Below are 20,772 nucleotides of genomic sequence, written 5' to 3'. Positions count from 1 at the left end.
TCCTTCAGATTCCACCTCACGGTGGACACCCTTGTCTTCAGCTAGCACCTATATCACCTTCGGTGTTCGGGACTTTCACCCTATAGACTGTGTCCATGCTGGGCACACATAAAAAAGGATTTTGCCTTTGGCAAAATCCTTAAACTAAAACTTAGACTAAAACTAAAGCTTATTCCCCATCTGTAGGCGAAGGAGGTATTTTTAAATATCTTAGAGATTTTTCTAAAACTTCCTTTGCAGGTGGGATTGCAACGGTTGATGCAAATAGATTGTCTCCTATAGGTTCATCTACAACTACCAATGTTATTAGTTGTGGATTATCCATAGGTGCCGCAGCAACAAATGACATTATATATTTGTCGTCGGAATACCTACCATTTATAATCTTTTGAGCAGTCCCTGTCTTTCCACCAACCCTATACCCAGGGATATATGCATTTTTTCCTCCCCCTTCTGTAACGACAGTCTCCATAATATATCTCATTTTATCCGATGTATCCTTTGATAAAACCTTTCTTTTGACTTTAGGTTTAAACTCTTTTAGAGCATTACCTTCCTCATCAATTATTTGCTTAACAAATCTCGGCTCCATTAAGTTTCCACCGTTTATTAAAGTAGCGATAGAATTTATTAGTTGTATTTGAGTAACCCCTATTCCCTGTCCAAAACTAATATTAGCAAGTCTTATATCCCTCATATTTTGAGCGCTTGTTACTAATCCCAATTCCTCTCCTATGATATCAATATTGGTTTTTTCTCCAAATCCGAAGGCTCTAATATAGTTGTCCATTTTTTCTTGTCCAATTTTTAATCCAATTTGAACCAATACAACATTACAAGAGTTTTGAACCCCTTCAGCAACAGTTTGCTCTCCATGGGGATCATAATATCTCCAGCATTTTATTGGTCTTGAGTTTCCTACTTTGATATACCCTTTATCTGCTTGAAACTTAGTATTAACCTTTACTAAATTTTCTTCAAGGGCTATGGCTGCAGTCAAAAGTTTAAAAGGAGACCCCGGTTCATAAACATCATTTATTGGAAAAGGTTTCCATAATTTATTCCATTCTTTTGTTAATTCGTCAGAAGACAAACCTTCCCATTTTTTCTTAATATACTCAGAAATCGGTTCCCTGGGGGTATTTGGATTATAATCAGGTTTAGATGTCATGGCCAGTATATCACCAGTGTTGGGATCCATTACTATTACAGATGCCTTTTTAGCACTATACTCATTAAGAACCTTTTCTGCGGCATCTTCTGCAAATCCTTGAACAACTTCATCTAATGTTAATACTAGATTGGCCCCCGGTTCTGCTTCAAATACCTTTTCATTTTCATATGGAATCTGTCTTCCAAAGGCATCAGAATTTTTTATTAATCTTCCTTGAGTTCCTATTAAATATTTATCATAATTTCTTTCTATTCCATAAAGTCCTTTATTGTCTATATTGGTGAAACCTAAAACATATGAAGCTAAATTTCCAAAGGGATAATACCGTTTTGTTACCTCCGATATAAATATACCATCTATTTCTTCAGCTCTTACTTTTTCCATGGTTTCTTCATTAACCCACTGTTTTATCTTTATAAAATTCCCTTTAGTAGTTATTTTTTTGTATACTTCACTTTCATCCATTTCCAATATAGGTGCAAGTCTTTCAGATATTTCACCAGGTTTATCAATTTTTCCAGGACTAGCACTGATTGTATATGCTTTTATATTTGTAGCTAGCTTTTTACCATTTCTATCGTATATTGTTCCTCTATTTGCTTTCACCACAATATCCTTCGCCCATTGATCTAATGCTTGCTTTTTATATGCTTGTCCCTCTATAATTTGTAAGTACCCTATTCTAATAATTAATCCAAACACCATTAAAGATATTATAATAAAGGCTCCAACTAACCTTTTTCTTGTATCTCCCATCTTCTTTTTCAAAATATCACCTACCAATCATAAAAAAACTTCAATTGAAAATGGACAGTTGACAATTGATAGTTTAAGATAATTTTACTCACTTTGTTTGTAAAATATTATATATTAAATCATCTTTAGCCGATTTATACCTTAACTGTCAATTGTCAATTGTATAAGTAGCTTCAATTTATTTAAAGCTACTCATATGCCATTTTTAATATTTCTAGAATATCATCTTTATATAACTTTTTAAAGGTTCCTAAGGGTTCGAGCATAGCTGCATTTTCAGCTATATTTTCAAGTTCGTCTTCCTTTATACCTATTTCTTTGAGGCTTGTGGGAGCATTTATACTCTTATAGAACTCCTTAAGACTATCAATTCCCTTTAATATTTTCTCTTCCTTAGAACCCTCTGTTATATTAAATATTTTTTCACTAAATCTTTCAAACACATTCATATCCCCTTTATATACATATCTCATCCATGCAGGAAATACTATGGCTAGACCTTCCCCATGGGATATATCATATAGTGCACTTAATGAATGTTCAATATTATGGGACGACCAATCTCCAAAGGTTCTGCCTGTTCCATTACTTCCATTTAAAGCCAATGTAGCCCCCCATGCTAGCTGAGCTCTGGACTCATAATTATTGGGATTATTAAGTAAAACTTTAACATGCTTCATTGCAGTTCTAATTATTCCCTCTGAGTATTCCCTCATAATATCCACATCATTAGTACCATCAAAGTATAGTTCAAAAACATGGGACATAGTATCTATGGCAGTATTTGCAGTCTGTTTTTTCGGCAGAGTTGATTGGATGCTTGGGTCAATTATTGATACTTTGGGAAATAATAATGGTGATCCATATCCCCATTTTTTATTGTCTTCTTCATTGGTTATAACGGCACCACTATTCATTTCTGAACCAGTGGCAGATATAGTTAATACTCCAAATATAGGTAAAGCTTTTTGTGGCTTAGCTTTTCCCTCATAAAAGTCCCATACATCTCCATTATAATAATGTCCAATAGATGTAATCTTAGATGTATCATACACACTTCCACCACCAACAGCCAAAATTCCCTGTACTCCTTCTCTTTTACCTACTTCTATGGCTTCCTTAACCTTTGATAATATCGGATTAGACTTTACTCCCTTTACCTCTACATGTAAAATTCCATTCCTCTTAAGGGATGCTATCACCTTATCATAAACTCCATTTTTTAGTATTGAGCCTTTACCATATATCATTAGTACCTTATCTATTCCCTTTGCTTTTATTTCTTTACCGATTTCCCCTATGGTATCTTTTCCAAATATTATTTTTGTGGGATTTTTGTAAACAAAATTTTGCATACTAAGCCTCCTTGTTATGTTTAGAAATTAATAATATTTCCACCTAATAGTTTTGCTGTGTCTGGACTACATGTTGTAAATATAACTTGATTTTTCTTAGCAAACTCTTTTATTACTTCCACTGCTTCATTTTTTCTATTTGGATCTAAATCCACCAAACAGTCATCTAAAATCATAAAACCGTCACTATCTTTATATAGATTTTCTAATATGGCGAATCTAAGGGCTAAAGCTACACTGTCATAGGTTCCAGCCGATAATAGATTTACCGGTATATTAATATCTTTAGAGCCTATATTGACATTAAAATTATCATCTATATTTCCTACTTCATATTTGTTTCTTGTTATTTTAGATAGATATTTACTAAAGGATTTCACCAGGGGTTCAAAAGTAGTATTAGCAATGGTGTCTGTTATTTTATCAAATCTTTCTTTGATTATTTTAAGATTTTTTACCCTATTTATTAGCTTGTTATATTCCCTTTCTGCATCTTTATACTGTTCCTTTAATTCCTCATATGAAACATCGGATAGTGAGTTTTCACATTGATAATATATTTCTACCTTCCCACTATAGTCTTTTTTTAAATCATCTAGATTATCAGTTAGTTTTCTAAAATAAATTTTAAAATCATTTGCACTATCAAAACCTTCCGGTAAAGGTTTTAGCTTTTTTATTTCCCTACTTTTCTCTTTTAATTCTAAATTTATATCTGTAATTTTATCGAATAATTCGTCTGAATCACCATATTTAACTTCCCATTCATTTAATAAATCTTCTATACTTTTTATATTGGCTTTTATATCTGATATTTTACTGTAAGTGGTATTTATCTCTAATTGTATTTCCTTTTTATCCCTTATATTGTTTATATCCTTTAGTTTATCTAATTTATCATTAAGTTCACTATAACTATGTCCATCCAATTGATTTTCCATATGATTTTTAGTTATTTCTATATCTTTATTTATATCTTCCAATTTTGATAATATTAGTTTGCCTTCTTCGATATTTTTTATGTTTAGTTTCTTTAATAATCTACAATATTCTTCTTTAGAACTATTATATTTATTACTAATTTCTTCAAAATCAATTTCTCCTGATTTTATTTCTAAATCTAATATCCCCTCTACTTCTAACTTCATATACCCTTTAGCTATAAAGTCCATACTCTCAGTGACTTCTTCTTTATTATCTAGTCCTTTTATTAAGTTTATACTATAATCAGATTTTTTTATTATATTGGCTTTTAGGGTTGCAGCCTCAATAGTAGCATTTGATCTTTCCATTATACTTTTATGCCTTTCCAAACTTTTTATATCTTCTTTAGTTATATTTTGTAAACTATCTTTTTTATTTTTCAGTTCTTCTAGCCTTTTTATACTTTCTTCTACTTTAGATATTTTTTTTATTAATATTTTTTTCTCTTCCATTTTAGAAGATAGTTCATATTCTTCTTGCAATTTTTCCATAGAAGTATTCAGTCTCTTTAACTCTTCCCTTTTAAACTCAAGTTCCATCTCTTTTTTAGGCCATTTAGAATTTAACTCTTTAAGTATCTGTATCTCGTTATTTAGCATTTTTATTTCAGGCTCTAAGCTAGACCTTTTAAATATATCACCTTCAAGGGCAGATAACTCGGTCTTTTCCCTTTCCAATTTGTCTATTTTCTCTTTTAATATTTCTATCTCTTTAGTTATACTTTCAAATTTCTTTTCAGAGTTAATTGCATTATCCATTTTAACTTCAATTTTTCTCTTGTTATAATAGGCTTTAAGTATTTCACCTACTCCTATCTTATATGGATTATGGATATCCCTATTATTTTCTGGACAACTATTGTCATAATCCCATCTTTTTAATAAATTATCAAGTTCATTATTTATCTTATCATTTAATCTATCAACTGATATGCCATCTAGTTCCATTATTGCTTTTCTAAGTATTGATGTTATATTCTCGGTTGTTTCGGAACTACTTAATATCTTTTCAACTGCTTTTTTTATATCTCTTTGTTTGGCAAATACAACTGTTTCATATGTTCCTTGTCCAAATTTTAATAACCCTTTTATGTTTTCATCTATTTTATTTTTATTTTTAATTAAACTACCATCGGGTAGTTCTAAAAAAGAGCTAGGGGATTCTCCCCATTCCTTGTTCAATGCATATTCCTTACCTTCCACATATAAATGAACCTTTCCATTTATACTATCACCATTGGGATAGGGCATAAACCTATTTTTAAATTCTTTATCATCTTTAGATCTTAGATTTAATTTAGATTTTTTAAAGATAGTATTATATATTCCATTAATAAATGTACTCTTTCCAGCTTCATTTGGCCCTAGTATTACATTTAAGCCTTCATTAAACTGAACATCCCTATCTTTAATTCCGCCGAAACAATCACTTTTAAATCTATTTATCCTCATTTTTTCACCTCTTTAATCAATTCATATGCAAGTTGCATAGCCCCTTCTTCATCAGCTAAGCTATTTAAAAGTTTATGGGGAAAAGAATCCTTTGTAAATTCCTTCTCAATTATTTCTTTTGTGATTTTTATTTTTAACTCACTATCATCAACATTAAAATATCCTAGATTAGAGTTAAACTTTTTATAATAGTCACCTTTAATATCATATACTTCTTTATTTAGTCTTCCAGTTAACTTTAATCTAACCATTTTTCTATTTGGGCTATTACTTAAAAGTTCTTCTTCTATCTTTTCAAAATCCCGTTCATCTTCCACTATATATTTTAAGTCATAAAATCTATACTTACCAGTTTCAACTGCTGTTGCTTTAATATCCTTATTATCATCAATGTCAATGATAAAGGCATTTCCTCCATGTTTACAATCCATTCCATCGGGTTCCGGAGTCCCTGGATTAAATACATTGGAACTATCTATTATAGAGGTATTAGGATAGGGAATATGGGTATGTCCTAGACACCATAAGTCAAGACCTATATCCACTAACTCCCTTTCAGACATATTAAAATATCTATTATCAATATCTGGAGATATTCCCTGTAGGGCTCCATGGGCTATTCCTATATGCCATTTTACATCTGGTTTATCCTCCAGTTCCTTTATCCAAGATAAATTATTAGTATCAGAGTGCTTAGAGTCACAGTGGGCTGGATATATGACTCCATCTATATCATAATTATTAAGATTATATATACTATTTTCGTTTAAAAGAACTATCTTACCAGTAATGTTTTTACTAAAAGTATCCCAAAGTTCAGTCATACCATTATCATAGTCATGATTACCGGGCATAACTAAAACACATTCTCCAGAAAATTGATCTAAAGATTTTATTACCGACACAATATCCTTTTTAGCTATCTTACTGATCTTATCAAATAAATCCCCTGCTATAATAAATAAATCACACTGTTCTTTATTAGCTATATCAATCAATCTATCTAAAACACTAATTCGTGCTTCAACTAATTTACCCCTAACTTCATCGGGATAATTATTAAATCTCATTCCTATATGTATATCCGATGTATGTAATATCTTAAGTGGCAATATAATTCCTCCCATCAGTAAAAATACTTCTTATATATAGTTATTCTTTAATTATATTATATTTCCTTTATATAATTAAAGCAAAATAAATGATAGGGACTGGCTACGCCAGTCCCTACTTTATCTATTCTTTATTCTATATTCTTTATTCTCTGCCTTTCTAAAGTTTTGACAACAGCTTCATCAAAGTTGGTCTATATATCTCCACTGCCTTTTTAGGGCATAATTCCTGACAACAAAAGCATCTTATACATTCATCAAGATTCACCTCTGGTCTATTATCAACCATATCTATTACCTTAGGGGGACAACTTTCCTTACAATCTCCACACCCTATACAGTCATCATGGATAAAAATAGGTCTCGGTTTTAATAATTTATCAGATATTTTCCTAATGATTTTAGGTGTATTCTCTTTAACCATATGAACCGTTCTTATTGGTGGAATCTTAAAATCCTTTATTTTAAAATCTTTTATGTTATCTCCTAAAAGATTTATATCCTCTAAGTTACCTTTACATAATCCCATTTCAACAGTTCTTTTTATAGTGGGGACTTTAGTTGGCTCTAAATTTATTATTGAAGTGGCTACAACATCTAAATGATAGGGACTTGTGGATGCTATTACTGCTCCTATCTTTCTAGGGTCCCCAGCAGAAGGTCCTGCCCCTTCCATTCCAACTATTCCATCCATAAATGATAATACTGGTTTTCCATATAGACATATATCCACCAAGGCTTGAGAAAAATTATCTATATCGGGCATTTTAAAATGATATTCTGCCTTTAATACTCCAGGTATTATTCCAAACATATTTTTAACTGCCCCCGTAAACATTGCCATACCATGGGTTTTTAGCTTAGATACAGATATAACTTTATCCACATCCTTAAGCATTTCCACCACTGTTAATTTTTTTAGTATCTTTCCTTCTTCATTCTTAACTTCCATAGAATTAGTATTGTAATTCAACTCAATATCTAATTCTTCCTTAATATCCTCTATACCACAGCCTTTATATATACTTTTTAACATTCTAGTATTAAAGGGGCCTCCAGGGCTATCACCGATTATAACCTTAGCTCCATACTCTATAAGAACTTCAGCCAATGCCTTTGTAAAAACTGGATGGGTCGTGGTGGCTTCTTCCGGTCTTTTTCTCATTAATAAATTAAGTTTTAATAATACCTTATCACCTTTATTTATATACTTTTCTATTCCTCCTATATTTTCAAAGGATGTCAATATTGACTCTTTTACTAAACTATATTCGTAATCTTCACATTTTACTAAAGATACCTTTTCTTTCAAAGACGTTTTCCCCTTTCTCTTTATTAATTATATAATATAAATTATATCATAGGTGAACAAGAGAACCTTTGACGCTTCTTTGTTTAGTGCAGGGTGCAAGGCACAGAGACCAGAGACAATGAAAAAAGGTATTTCAGCTATATATAGCCGAAATACCTTTGCTAAAAATATATAAAATCTTATAGTCTTCTAAGCTCTAACTTTCTATAAACTTCGTATCCCAAATCCCTTTTCGCTACTGAGTTCATTAACTTTTCCATTAAATATTCAAACATATTAATAACCTCCTTTAATCTTAACTTCAACTATACTTTACATCATTAAGATTAAAGAAGGGTTATATTATTATTAATTTCATATTAAGTATTTTCTGTTTTATAGCCACTGAAAACTTTCTTAAGAGTATAGCTTAACCATATAACCATTGCAACAGCTGCTACTCCCTCTGCTATGGGAAAGGAATACCAGATTAAATCTAAACCACCAATTTCAGATAAAATTAAAGCTAATGGTAATAGTAATATTATTTGTCTTGAAAAGGATAATATTAAACTGGGTAACCCTTTACCTAAGGCTTGAAATGTTGATGACCCCACTATTGCTGGACCTATAATAGGAAATGCTATACTTATGGTCTTAAGGGTATCTTTTCCTATATTTAAAAATCTTTCTAGTTCTTTAGCTGTAAGATCTTCAGTATCAGCAAACATCAATACCAATTGTTCTGGGAACAACTGAAATATGACAAATCCTATAGTAGTTATAACAAAGGCACTTATAAAACCTAATTTCATACCTTTTTTCATTCTCTCAGGTCTGTTGTGCCCATAATTATATCCTATTAAAGGCATATAACCTTGATTTAATCCGAATACTGGCATAAAGACAAAGGATTGCAGCTTAAAGTATATACCCAATGACGCGATTGCATCTTCAGAAATGGGAGCTAAAATTTTATTTAAACCTCCTATCATAACAGATGCTAACATCTGCATAGCCATTGCTGGTAATCCCACTATATATATTCCTTTAATAACCGATAAATCAGGTTTAAAGTTTTTAAAGTTAAGCTTGATTTCATGATTTCCTTTAAATAATATAATTAAAATAAAAGTCCCACTTATCACTCTTGAAATTATCGTTGCCAATGCTGCACCTTCTACTCCTAGTTCTGGAAAGATCCACCATCCAAATATTAAAAATGGATCCAATGCAATATTAATAAAGGAACCAATAAACATTGTTACCATAGGTATAAGGGTATTTCCTTCTCCCCTTAATATATTATTTGATATCATAGGTATAAACATAGCCGTTGAACCCATAAATATAACTTTTATATATCTAGCACCATAATCAACTAATTCCTGTTTATCCGTAAACATTCCGATTAAATCATAGGAGAAAAAGGCTCCTATAAAAGCTATAACACCACCATAAACCAATGCCGTTATTAATACATGTTCTGCGGCACTTGATGCCTTTTCTGTCTCACCTTTTCCTAATGATCTTGATATTAAAGAATTGGCACCAATACCTGTACCAACCGCCAATGCTATAAGGATCATTTGCAGGGGAAAGGCTAAAGATAAACCCTTAAATGCATCTAAACTATACTTTCCTACCCAGATACTATCTACAATATTATAAAGGGCTTGAATAAGCATAGATAGTATAGATGGTATAGATAGTCTGACAAGTAGGGAGCCAACTGGTTCCCTACCTAATCTATTTTCTTGTTGTCCGCTTTTCAAAGTCATACCTCCTTATTTTTAACCATATATTCCTATAAAAATGAAACTTACAAATAAAGAATCCCATAATATCATATGTAACTAACTATAATATTATAGAATAAGAACAATTGTGTCAATCTTTAAATAAGATTGTTCCTTAAGTTAATAAATGCTATAATTATTGTAGTTAGATAAGGAGGTGCTAATTTGAAGAAAATTATTTTAATTATGTTTATTTTATTAATAATCCCCTCTTCCCTTTCCCTTGCCGATGATTCAAATACCGAAATAGATAGTTCTAAAATGAAACTAGAAAGGGGAAAGGTTATAGAGATTATAACCGACGTTAAAGATAAGGAAGATAATACAAGTTCCTATTCAGAGGTTCAAACTCAAGTTATTAAAGTGAAGGTTTTGACGGGAAAATATAAAGACGAAAAATTTATAATTGAAAATGGTCTAGATGGAAATGTATTCTACGATATAAAAGTAAAAAAAGGGGACAAAGTTATACTTGGTATAACTGAAATCAAAGGGGATGCTCCCCAAGTAGTTATTACTGACTTTACAAGGGATACATATTTGTTATATGTGCTTATAGCCTTTGTTGTTTTATTGCTTGTTGTAGGTAGACTAAAGGGACTAAAATCCCTTATAACTCTTACAATCACTGGAGTATCCATATTTAAAATATTATTACCTTTAATATTAAAGGGCTACAGTCCAGTGTGGGTTACTGTTTTAACTACAACTATTGTTACCATAATTACTTTTATAATAATAGGTGGGTTTAACATTAAATCTATATCTGCAATAATAGGTACAGTTTCCGGTGTTATTATGGCTGGATTTCTAGCCTACATTGTCAGTACAGCAGCTAATTTAACCGGTTTAAATAGTGAAGAGGGAATGATGCTTATGCATATACCCCAACAGATAGACTTTGACTTTCAAGGACTATTATTTGCAGGTATAATAATAGGTACCTTAGGAGCAGTTATGGATGTTTCCATGTCTATTTCTTCTTCAATGTATGAAATGAGAAATCTACATCCTGAAGTCACACCTAAAGAACTAATGAAGTCTGGATTAAATGTGGGAAAAGACATTATGGGTACTATGTCCAACACCTTGATATTAGCATATACAGGAAGTTCCTTACCGTTATTACTAGTATTTATGGCTTATAAAACATCTCTAATAAAGGTTTTAAATATGAATCTAATGGCAACTGAAATAGTAAGAGCCTTTGTGGGAAGTATAGGTTTAATAATAGCTATTCCAATAACTACTTTGGCTACGGGATTGATTTTAAAGTTTAAAAAATGATGGAACAAAGGCGACTTTGTGCGCCTTTGTTCTGTGCAGGGTACAAGGTACAAAGAGCAGGGAATTGGTGAGACCATAAATATTTTTTATATCACCCTAAAGAACAGGGTTACAACCAGTGAAATACCTATTAATATTAAAGAAGCTTTAGAGTAATTTTTAATATTTATATTTTCAGAACTAACCGCTAAATAAATAAGTCCAACTATATTAACTAAAGGAATTGCAAATAAAATTAAAAGTCCAATCCAATGACCTACACTAACAACATCATAATATCCTGGACTATCACCTATGTTTTGGGGATAATCATTATTATGATTCTGGTTATTAAATCCATTAAAATTATTAAAATCTGACATATAACTTCCCCCTTTTGCTTTTTTTTAATATTATCATTAAATTGCAATATATTCAAATTTATCTTATTTTAGGAAAATGAAAACCTACATATATATGCAGGTCCACTTGCTTCATAAGTATATTTTCATTTACTTTGTCAACATTCTGTCTTCATATACATACAAGCTCTTTTAGTTATAAAGTATATTTAAAAGACGTATTAGTTCTTCTCAATATATTTTAAAAACCAAATATACTTATCCAGGGCATCCTCATATAACTGTTGCTCTTCTTTAAGTTCCTTTAATTTCTCTTTAATATATTCTTCCACTTCATTCTTAGGTTTCCCTGCTTTATACATTAATACACCCTTTTCAAGATACATATAGCTTTGAAAACCAACTCCATTGTCTATAGCTTTATTTACATATCCTAAAGCAGCTTGATATTCTTCTATGTTATCTAACCATTTTGCACTCTTTAAGTAGAATTTGTTTATCCCATCATTACCTATTTTTTCAACACTATCATACAATTTTTCCAATTTACCTATATACTCTTTAACCTTAACTATATCTTTATTATTAATGTAGTAATTAATAATTTCAGTATAGATATAACCTATGTCCTCGTTGCCATTTTTATTATAATCATAATTATTCTCTGCTTTTATTAGTGTTTCAATGGTATTATATCCATCAATATTATATTTGTACGAATAATAATATAATCCAGCTTTATTCCAATACTCTTCTTTTTCAAGCTTTTTTAATGTCCCTTTTATTTCATCTAGGGTATAATATCTACTGTCTCCACTGTTCTTCAATTTTTCAATTATTTCTAGAATTTCATATTCCATCACACTTTGTTTATTTTTTTCTATATTAATTTCTTCTGAATTTAATATTTTTATATATTTTTGATCAAGTTCCGTATCAGGGTTATTGTACAGTTCATCTGTTAAAAAAGTTGGATAAACCACTTTGTTTGAAGAAGTATTATATACAAATATATAGTTTTCTTTATCTTTCAAAAAATCCTTTCTATATTTAAGATTTTTTAATATTCTACTCATTATTACAGCTGTATCTCCCCTGGTCATTCTGCTTGATAACCTAAATGAACCATCGGAATGGCCTGTCATTATACCATTTTTAGCAACATATTGTATTTTATTATAAAAAATATTATCCCTATTTATATCATCAAAATCTATATCCTTATCAATTATAGGTGGCAATAAAAAATATCTAGTTAAAACAACCACTTCTTTTCTAGTTATTTCTTCATCGGGATTAAATTCACTTCCTGAATAAATATTTTCAAATAATAGTAGATCCTTATCATCTATATATCCCTTCACCCAAGCAATATTATTTTTAGCCCAGTGATTTTCTAAATCCGAGTATTTTATATCATATTTTTTTTGAGATATACTTTCTAAAATTGCATCCCTTCTTTCCCCATAGGGAGTGTCTTTATGGTTCTCATCTAAAACACATACCACCCTTAATAATGCAGTAATAAATTCTGCTCTACTTACATATTTATCAGGTCTAAATGTATTGTCCTTATAGCCCTTTAATATTCCTTTGTCCACCAGTTCTTTTATCTCTTCATAAGCCCAATGATTTTCTATATCTATTATTTCGTATGAACCTACCTCATTATCCATTAAGGTCTTACTTACTCCATCTACATCTTCTTCTCCATAGGCTTTATTGTTTATGAAAGTTATGTTAAACATTATAATAGCAACTATTAGTAATGATAATATCCTTTTAGTTTTTGCCAATATATTCAATCCTCCCTAAGTATTAATTCGTTATTCTAGTAATTCTACATAAAAGTAATATTTCCTCCATATTATTTTTCTTATTAAATATTTTTAATCTAAATTTAGTGGGTATAACTATTACTAAGTAAAAACTTTATTATATTAAAAATGAAGGGAGTTTTTAAGATGTATAACATACTAATAGGAGGCCAAGCCGGTCAAGGTATGGATACTTTAAGTATATTACTAGAAAAAATACTTAAACGTAAAGGCTTATATATATTTTCTAATAAGGATTATATGTCCCGTGTTAGAGGAGGACATAATTTTATACAGATAAGATTCGGTACAGAACCTATTCATTCCCATCATCCAAATCTAGATGTTATTATAGCATTAAATAAGGATACAGTGGATCTTCATAAAGAAAGATTAAATGACAATGGAGTTATAATTTGTGATGAATCATTAGATATTGAAAACCCAAGGGTTATAAAAATACCTATGAATAAATTGGCAAGGGATATAGGTAATGCCAAAGTCTTCGGTTCCGTAGCAATGGGGGCTTGCTTAAAGTTATTTGGTTTATCTTTTAATAAGGTTAAAGAAGTATTTGACGAAAAGTTTGAAAAAGAAACTAGCAATTCAAATTACAAAGCCTTTGAAAAGGGTTATGAATTATTAGAGCAAAACTTTAATATAGATGAGAATTTAACGGATAATAATTTGCTGATAAATTCTAATCAAGCTATAGCTTTAGGTGCATTAGCCGGAGGTTTAGATTTCTATTCTGCATATCCAATGACTCCATCTACTAGTATAATGACCTACCTTTCTCAAAAACAAAATGATGCCAAAATAGTTGTTGAACAGGCGGAAGATGAAATAGCAGCTATTAACATGGCAATCGGTGGTTCTTATGCAGGAGCAAGATCAATGACTGGAACCTCTGGGGGAGGATTCTCCCTAATGACTGAAGCCCTAGGCTTAGCAGGAGTTACTGAAACTCCTTTGGTTGTTGTAGATGTCCAAAGGCCTGGTCCCGCAACAGGACTTCCAACTAGAACTGAACAAAGTGATTTAAGTTTTGTTTTAACTGCTTCCCATGGGGAGATGCCTAGAATGGTTTTAGCCGTTAGGAATCCAGAAGATGCTTTCTATCAAACTGTTAGGGCATTAAATATAGCTGATAAATATCAAATGTTAGTCATTATATTAAATGACCAATACATGGCAGATGTAACCCAAACTGTGGAAACCTTTGATCTAAGTAAAGTGACTGTAGATAGATATCTTTCTGATGTATCAGACTACGAGCCCTTTGAGTATAAAAGGTATGAACCAAGTGAAAGTGGTATATCTAAAAGGATAATTCCTGGTAAATATGAAAATCAAGTTGTATTGGCAGATAGTGATGAGCATAATAAATATGGTCATATCACTGAATCATCTGAAGTTCGTATCTCTATGATGGATAAAAGAATGAAAAGATTGGACCTATTGAAAAATGAAATTCAAGAACCTGAATATTTTGGAGTAGATGAACCTGAAATTTTATTAGTGGGATGGGGATCAATGTATGGACCTTTAAAAGAAGCTACATCCCTTCTTAATAAAGAAAATAAAAAAATAGGAACATTGGTATTTGGAGACTTATATCCATTACCAACAAAACTTTTAAATAAATATTCTGATTCTGTTAAAACTATAGTTAATGTGGAGCAAAATTATACTGGACAGCTTTCTAAACTAATAAGACAGGAAACTGGTATCGGTTGTGATAAGAGCATATTGAAATATGATGGTAGACAGTTAAGTGGATATGAAATCTATAAGAAAATGAAAGGTGAGGTGTTATAAATGGCTACAGATATTAAGTTATTTGAATCTAATGATGAGAACGCATGGTGCCCCGGTTGTGGTAACTTTGGTATATTAAATGCTTTGAAACAGTCTTTTTCAGAACTAGATCTTCTTCCCCATCAAATACTTATAGCATCGGGAATAGGTCAGGCCGCTAAGACTCCTCATTATATTAATGCTAACGGATTTAATGGTCTACACGGAAGGTCCCTTCCCCCTGCTATCGGTGCTAAAATTGCAAATAAAGACCTTAAAGTTATTGTTACAACTGGAGATGGAGATTCCTATGGTGAAGGAGGAAATCACATACTTCATAATATAAGAAGAAATGTCGATATAGTTCATTTAGTTCATGATAACCAAATATATGGTCTTACTAAAGGCCAAGGGTCTCCAACTACAGATATGGGACAAAAAACAACAATGCAATTTGATGGAGTATATATAGAACCCTTTAACCCAATTTCCTTTGCAATAAACTTAGATTGTTCCTTTGTTGCCAGAGCCTTTTCAGCCGATAAAGAACATTTAGTTAAAATATTAAAAGAGGCTATTAATCATAAAGGTTATGCCCTTATAGATATATTACAACCTTGTGTAACCTTTAATAAGGTTAATACTTACAAATGGTATAAGGATAGAGTATATCATTTAGATGATAGCTATGACCCTACAGACAAGAAAAAAGCTATGGATAAGGCAAATGAATGGGGAGATGATGGTATTCCTCTAGGTGTTATTTATAAAACCAATAAACCAACGTTCCTTGAACGTATCCCCCATTTAAAAGATAATGATAGCCCGCTAATAGATCGTAAATGGAAACCAGAAGATGCTAAAGGTTTTATGGAGGACTTTAGATAACTAGCAGAGTGGTCTTTGCCACTTTGCTTTATTGTTTGGAAATAATGAAATCTTTAAATACAGTGGAGAATTGAGAATTGAAAATTGACAGTTAAGGTATAAATCGGCTGAAGCCGATTTAAGTATAATATTTTACGAACAAAGTGAGTAAAATTACTTTTAACTGTCAATTGTCCACTATCAATTGTCAATTATAATTAGATCATATATTTTCTGTGTATATTATATATTTTTTGGTATATATATACCAAGTGAAAGACTTTTTAAAAAGGGAGTGCATTAATAATGAAATATAACATTCTCATCGGTGGTTCAGCCGGCCAAGGAATGTCAACAATTAGTTTTTTGTTACAAAAAATATTAAAACGAAAGGGTTTTTATATTTTCTCTAATAAGGATTATATGTCAAGGGTAAGGGGAGGACATAATTTTATTCAAATAAGATTTGGAGATGAACCCATCACTTCTTATAATCCTAATTTAGATGTTATTATTGCCCTAGATCAAAATACAATAAATTTTCATAAAGATAGACTTAATGATAATGGCATTATAATATGTGATGATGAAATAAATACTGAAGAAAGTAAAAAAAATATTATAAATATTCCAATGAAAGATATAGCCAAAGAAGTGGGAAATAGAAAGGTATTTGGCTCAGCCGCATTGGGAGCTATAATAAAGTCATTTAACCTTTCCATGGATAAAGTAGAAAGTGTATTTAATGATAGGTTTAGTGAAAAGGTAGCCCATGATAATTTAGAAGCCTTTAAAAAGGGTTATGGGACAATTAACAGTAGTTTTAATATAAATGAAGATTCCACAGATGACAGTATTTTAATAAATGGTAATCAAGCCATAGGACTTGGGGCAATTGCCGGGGGAGTAAACTTTTACTCTGCATATCCTATGACTCCAGCAACCAGTATAATGACTTTTTTAGCTAAAAATCAACAGGAAGCAGGTATAATGGTAGAGCAAGCCGAGGATGAAATAGCCGCCATAAACATGGCAATAGGAGCATCCTATGCTGGAATAAGAGCTATGACCGGTTCTTCTGGAGGAGGTTTTTCATTAATGGTTGAAACCCTGGGTTTAGTTGCAATAACCGAGATTCCACTGGTGGTGGTGAATGTACAAAGACCAGGTCCCGCAACTGGACTTCCAACTAGAACAGCCCAAAGTGATTTAAACTTTATGCTTTCATCCTCTCAAGATGAATTTCCTAGGATGGTTATTGCAGTTAGAAATCCCGAAGATGCTTTTTATCAAACTGTAAGGGCCTTAAATATAGCTGATAAATACCAGATGCTGGTTATATTATTAAATGACCAGTATTTAGCGGATTATAATCAAACCATTAAAGCCTTTGACATGGATAAAGTGTCAATAGATAGACATTTATCCAATGATAATATTTTGGAGGATAATAAATATAAAAGATACAAGCTAACTGAATCGGGTATATCACCAAGGATTGTCCCTGGAAGATTTAAAAAACAAACGGTCCTTGCCGATAGTCATGAACATAATGAATACGGATTTGTTGAAGAATCCAGTGAAAATCGCATTAATATGATGAAAAAAAGAATGAATAAAATGGAACTATTAAAAGAGGAACTTAAAGAACCTGAATATTATGGAGATGATAATCCAGATATTTTATTATTGGGATGGGGTTCAATGGATGGAGCTTTAAAGGAAGTTACCAAAATGTTTAAGAACAAAGGTATTAACATAGGAGCCTTAGTTTTTGGCGATATTTATCCTTTGCCCACTGAAGAATTAATAAAATATTCAAATATGGCAGAGAAGATAATTAATGTGGAACAAAATTATACTGGACAGTTGGCTAGATTAATTAAAAGTGAGACCAATATAAAGTGTACTAATAGTATATTAAAATACGATGGTAGGCAATTAAATAGTTATGAAATATATAATAAGCTAAAAAGTGAGGTGTTATAAATGGCTACAGATATTAAACTTTTCGATACAGATGCAGAAAATTCATGGTGTCCCGGTTGCGGTAACTTTGGAATTTTAAATGCCCTTAAAAAGGCATTATCAAATCAAGATCTACTTCCCCATGAAGTACTTGTAATGTCCGGTATAGGTCAGGCAGCTAAAACACCCCATTATATAAATGTTAATGGTTTTAATGGATTACATGGTAGGGGACTTCCTCCAGCCTTTGGAGCTAAGGTAGCAAATAAAAGCTTAAAAATTGTGGTTACAACCGGTGATGGAGACGCTTATGGTGAAGGTGGAAATCATATTATTCATAGCATAAGAAGAAATATTGATATTACTCATTTAGTTCATGATAATCAAATATATGGCCTTACGAAAGGTCAAGGATCTCCAACAACAGCTGTAGGTCATAAAACATCTATGCAATTTGATGGTGTTGTGTCTGATGCCTTTAATCCTATAGCCTTTGCCATCAGTCTAGGGTGTTCCTTCGTTGCAAGAAGTTTTTCAGCTGATGTTGATCACTTATCTAAGATGATTGAAAAAGCTATGAAACATAAAGGTTATGCCCTTATAGATATACTACAACCCTGTGTTACCTTTAATAAAGTTAACACTTACAAATGGTATAAAGATAGAATTTACTATCTAGATGATGAGTATAATCCATATGATAAAATAAATGCATTTAAAAAGTCCCAAGAATGGGATGATGAGATTCCCCTTGGTATAATATACAAAGAAGATAAGCCAACATTCCTAGATAGGGTTCCCCATATAAAAGAAAGTAAACCCCTTGTGGATAAAAAACTAAATCCTAAAAATGCTGAGAAATTCTTAAGTCAATTTAGGTAAGGAAAAGTAGAGGTTCCCTCTACTTTTCCAGTTGACAATTGATAGTTGATAATTGACAGTTAAAGGTAATTTTACTTGTTTCCCTCGTAAAATATTCTATAGCAAATCGGCTTCAGCCGATTTGTCTCCTAACTGTCCACTCTCAATTTTCCACTATCAACTTTATTTAAAAGCTAGGTGGAGTGCTTACCCATAGGACTTTTGCTTTCCCCTTTCCTCCATTTGATATAAAGTGAGTAGCATTGGCTTTAAAGTAAAAACTCTCTCCTTTTTTCACCTTATGAACTTCTTTTCCTAAATGAACCTTTACAATTCCCTCTATTACATATCCAAATTCTTCCCCTTCATGGGGTTCATCTATCGTGGATTTACCCTTTTTATCTAACTCTATTAATATGGGTTCCATTAAATTTTTCTGGGCATTTGATATAATCCAATTAACCTTATGTTTATTGCTATCGTCCTCTTTAACAAAAACATCTTCCTTTTGAAAAACTATTTTTTCATTTTCTATTTCATTAAAAAAATCCCTCACATTAGTTCCTAACCCTTCTAATATATCCATCAAGGTAGCTATTGATGGTGATGTTAAATCCCTTTCTATTTGAGATATGAAACCTTTAGTTAGTTCACATCTATTAGCTAATTCTTCCTGGGTAAGGGAATTTCTTACCCTAAGTCGTTTTATCTTTTCTCCGATTTTCAAGTGTGTACACCCCGTTAAAATTAAGTTTAAAGTTTAGTATTAGTAAACTTCTTAACTATTATATTAAATAGAGATACAAAAATCAATATATTTTATTTACTGGAGTTAATGGTTCTTTCCCATTTAAAACTGCTATTATATTTTCTGCTGCCATCTTAGCCATAGCTTCTCTAGTTTCTGTTGATGCACTTCCTATATGGGGTGTTAGCACTACATTGTTAAGTTTTTTAAGCTCTTCTATAACTATTGGTTCCTCTTCAAAAACATCTAAACCTGCTCCCCAAATTTCCCCTGTTTTAAGGGCTTTTGCAAGTGCCTTCTCATCTATAACTGGTCCCCTTGATGTATTTATTAAAATAGATGTATTCTTCATGATTTTAAACTCTCTATCAGTAATCATATGTTTAGTTTCATCTGTTAATGGTACATGTATAGAAACTATATCTGACTCTTTTAATAATGTTTCCTTATCAACATATTTGGCATTATACTGTTCTTCAAATTCACTATCCCTAGTCCTATTATAATATAATATGTCCATATCAAATCCTAAGCTTTTTTTAGCAAAAGACTTTCCTATTCTTCCTGCACCTATTATTCCCAATGTTTTCCCTGTCACATCTTGCCCTAGCAATAAATTAGGTGAAAAGCTATTCCAGTTTCCCTCTCGTATGTATCTATCTCCTTCAACAACACGTCTAGTAACACTAAATAATAATGACCACGCAAGTTCAGCCGTTGTACTTGATAAAACCCCTGGAGTATTGGTTATCCGTATTCCCCGCTTTGTTGCTTCATCAATATCAATATTATTAAATCCCACTGCATAATTAGCAAATACTCTTACACCTTTTGCCCTATCCATAACCTCTTTATCTATTTCATTGGTAAGCTGAGTTAACACACCATCTTTGTCTTTTATGTTCTTAATAAGTTCTTCTTTGCTAAGATTCCTATCCTCTTTATTTACTTCCACATCAAAATGTTCTTGTAGTAGTTTTAAAGCTATAGATGGTATTTTTCTAGTAATATACACTTTCTTTTTCATATTTTTCATCCCTCCTCGTATAATATAGTTAGAACATTTGATAGAAAATAAAGTTCTTTTCTACCGAACATTCTCACTAAAAATAACTTCAATATTCATATTCTTAAATAACCTTTTAATACAAAACTTATCTT

15 protein-coding genes are annotated in these 20,772 nt (G+C 31.4%); 5 read left to right on the top strand and 10 right to left on the bottom strand.

Annotated features, from left to right (window positions below):
• Window positions 1-169 precede the first annotated feature (169 nt).
• From V6137_RS17715 to V6137_RS17690, 6 genes are all read right to left on the bottom strand, one after another.
• On the bottom strand, window positions 170-1,942 hold the full coding sequence (locus V6137_RS17715) for a peptidoglycan D,D-transpeptidase FtsI family protein (RefSeq protein WP_425449305.1): 1,773 nt from the start codon (window positions 1,940-1,942) through the stop codon (window positions 170-172).
• A 176-nt stretch (window positions 1,943-2,118) separates the two neighbouring features.
• Window positions 2,119-3,285: an iron-containing alcohol dehydrogenase gene (locus tag V6137_RS17710; RefSeq protein ID WP_425449304.1), complete on the bottom strand. Its 1,167-nt coding sequence runs from the start codon at window positions 3,283-3,285 to the stop codon at window positions 2,119-2,121.
• A 20-nt stretch (window positions 3,286-3,305) separates the two neighbouring features.
• Entirely contained in the window at window positions 3,306-5,720 is a 2,415-nt protein-coding gene (locus V6137_RS17705) for an ATP-binding protein (protein ID WP_425449303.1), read from the bottom strand.
• The gene (locus V6137_RS17700) at window positions 5,717-6,832 is read right to left on the bottom strand and encodes a metallophosphoesterase family protein (RefSeq protein ID WP_425449302.1); all 1,116 of its coding nucleotides are present in this window, start codon (window positions 6,830-6,832) and stop codon (window positions 5,717-5,719) included. Before V6137_RS17700 ends, V6137_RS17705 begins: the two co-directional genes overlap by 4 nt.
• Window positions 6,833-6,992: 160 nt before the next feature.
• Window positions 6,993-8,144 carry a DUF362 domain-containing protein gene (locus tag V6137_RS17695; protein ID WP_425449301.1) on the bottom strand — a complete coding sequence of 384 codons (1,152 nt, stop codon included), beginning with the start codon at window positions 8,142-8,144 and terminating at the stop codon, window positions 6,993-6,995.
• A gap of 359 nt (window positions 8,145-8,503) precedes the next feature.
• Window positions 8,504-9,898: an MATE family efflux transporter gene (locus tag V6137_RS17690; RefSeq protein ID WP_425449300.1), complete on the bottom strand. Its 1,395-nt coding sequence runs from the start codon at window positions 9,896-9,898 to the stop codon at window positions 8,504-8,506.
• 189 nt (window positions 9,899-10,087) lie between these two features.
• On the opposite strand from V6137_RS17690, the gene V6137_RS17685 reads away from it, so the two are divergent.
• A complete protein-coding gene (locus tag V6137_RS17685) occupies window positions 10,088-11,209 on the top strand; it encodes a YibE/F family protein (protein WP_425449299.1) in 1,122 nt (373 codons plus the stop codon).
• Between the two features lie 86 nt (window positions 11,210-11,295).
• Here the strand turns inward: V6137_RS17685 and V6137_RS17680 are convergent, their stop codons facing one another.
• Both V6137_RS17680 and V6137_RS17675 read right to left on the bottom strand, forming a co-directional pair.
• Entirely contained in the window at window positions 11,296-11,571 is a 276-nt protein-coding gene (locus V6137_RS17680) for a hypothetical protein (protein ID WP_425449298.1), read from the bottom strand.
• Between the two features lie 200 nt (window positions 11,572-11,771).
• Window positions 11,772-13,346, bottom strand: a complete 1,575-nt coding sequence (locus V6137_RS17675; RefSeq protein WP_425449297.1) for an S-layer homology domain-containing protein — start codon at window positions 13,344-13,346, stop codon at window positions 11,772-11,774.
• Between the two features lie 168 nt (window positions 13,347-13,514).
• Between V6137_RS17675 and V6137_RS17670 the strand changes: the two genes are divergently transcribed.
• The 4 genes from V6137_RS17670 (at window position 13,515) to V6137_RS17655 (ending at window position 18,884) form a co-directional block, all read left to right on the top strand.
• Complete coding sequence (locus V6137_RS17670) at window positions 13,515-15,188, top strand: 2-oxoacid:acceptor oxidoreductase subunit alpha (RefSeq protein WP_425449296.1); 1,674 nt, start codon at window positions 13,515-13,517, stop codon at window positions 15,186-15,188.
• Complete coding sequence (locus V6137_RS17665; protein WP_425449295.1) at window positions 15,189-16,055, top strand: thiamine pyrophosphate-dependent enzyme; 867 nt, start codon at window positions 15,189-15,191, stop codon at window positions 16,053-16,055.
• A 285-nt stretch (window positions 16,056-16,340) separates the two neighbouring features.
• Window positions 16,341-18,023, top strand: a complete 1,683-nt coding sequence (locus tag V6137_RS17660; protein WP_425449294.1) for a 2-oxoacid:acceptor oxidoreductase subunit alpha — start codon at window positions 16,341-16,343, stop codon at window positions 18,021-18,023.
• Window positions 18,024-18,884: a 2-oxoacid:ferredoxin oxidoreductase subunit beta gene (locus V6137_RS17655; protein WP_425449293.1), complete on the top strand. Its 861-nt coding sequence runs from the start codon at window positions 18,024-18,026 to the stop codon at window positions 18,882-18,884.
• Between the two features lie 166 nt (window positions 18,885-19,050).
• Here V6137_RS17655 and V6137_RS17650 read toward each other — a convergent pair whose 3' ends face one another.
• Together V6137_RS17650 and V6137_RS17645 are read right to left on the bottom strand one after the other, a co-directional pair.
• Complete coding sequence (locus V6137_RS17650; protein ID WP_425449292.1) at window positions 19,051-19,590, bottom strand: helix-turn-helix domain-containing protein; 540 nt, start codon at window positions 19,588-19,590, stop codon at window positions 19,051-19,053.
• An 82-nt stretch (window positions 19,591-19,672) separates the two neighbouring features.
• Window positions 19,673-20,638 carry a 2-hydroxyacid dehydrogenase gene (locus V6137_RS17645; RefSeq protein WP_425449291.1) on the bottom strand — a complete coding sequence of 322 codons (966 nt, stop codon included), beginning with the start codon at window positions 20,636-20,638 and terminating at the stop codon, window positions 19,673-19,675.
• Between the last annotated feature and the right edge of the window lie 134 nt (window positions 20,639-20,772).

The sequence above is a fragment of the Dethiothermospora halolimnae genome, assembly GCF_037577855.1.
Classification (GTDB): Bacteria; Bacillota; Clostridia; order Tissierellales; family VENL01; genus Dethiothermospora; species Dethiothermospora halolimnae.
The sequence above is the reverse complement of the archived record's forward strand: the minus strand, read 5'-3'. Positions and strand labels throughout refer to the sequence as shown.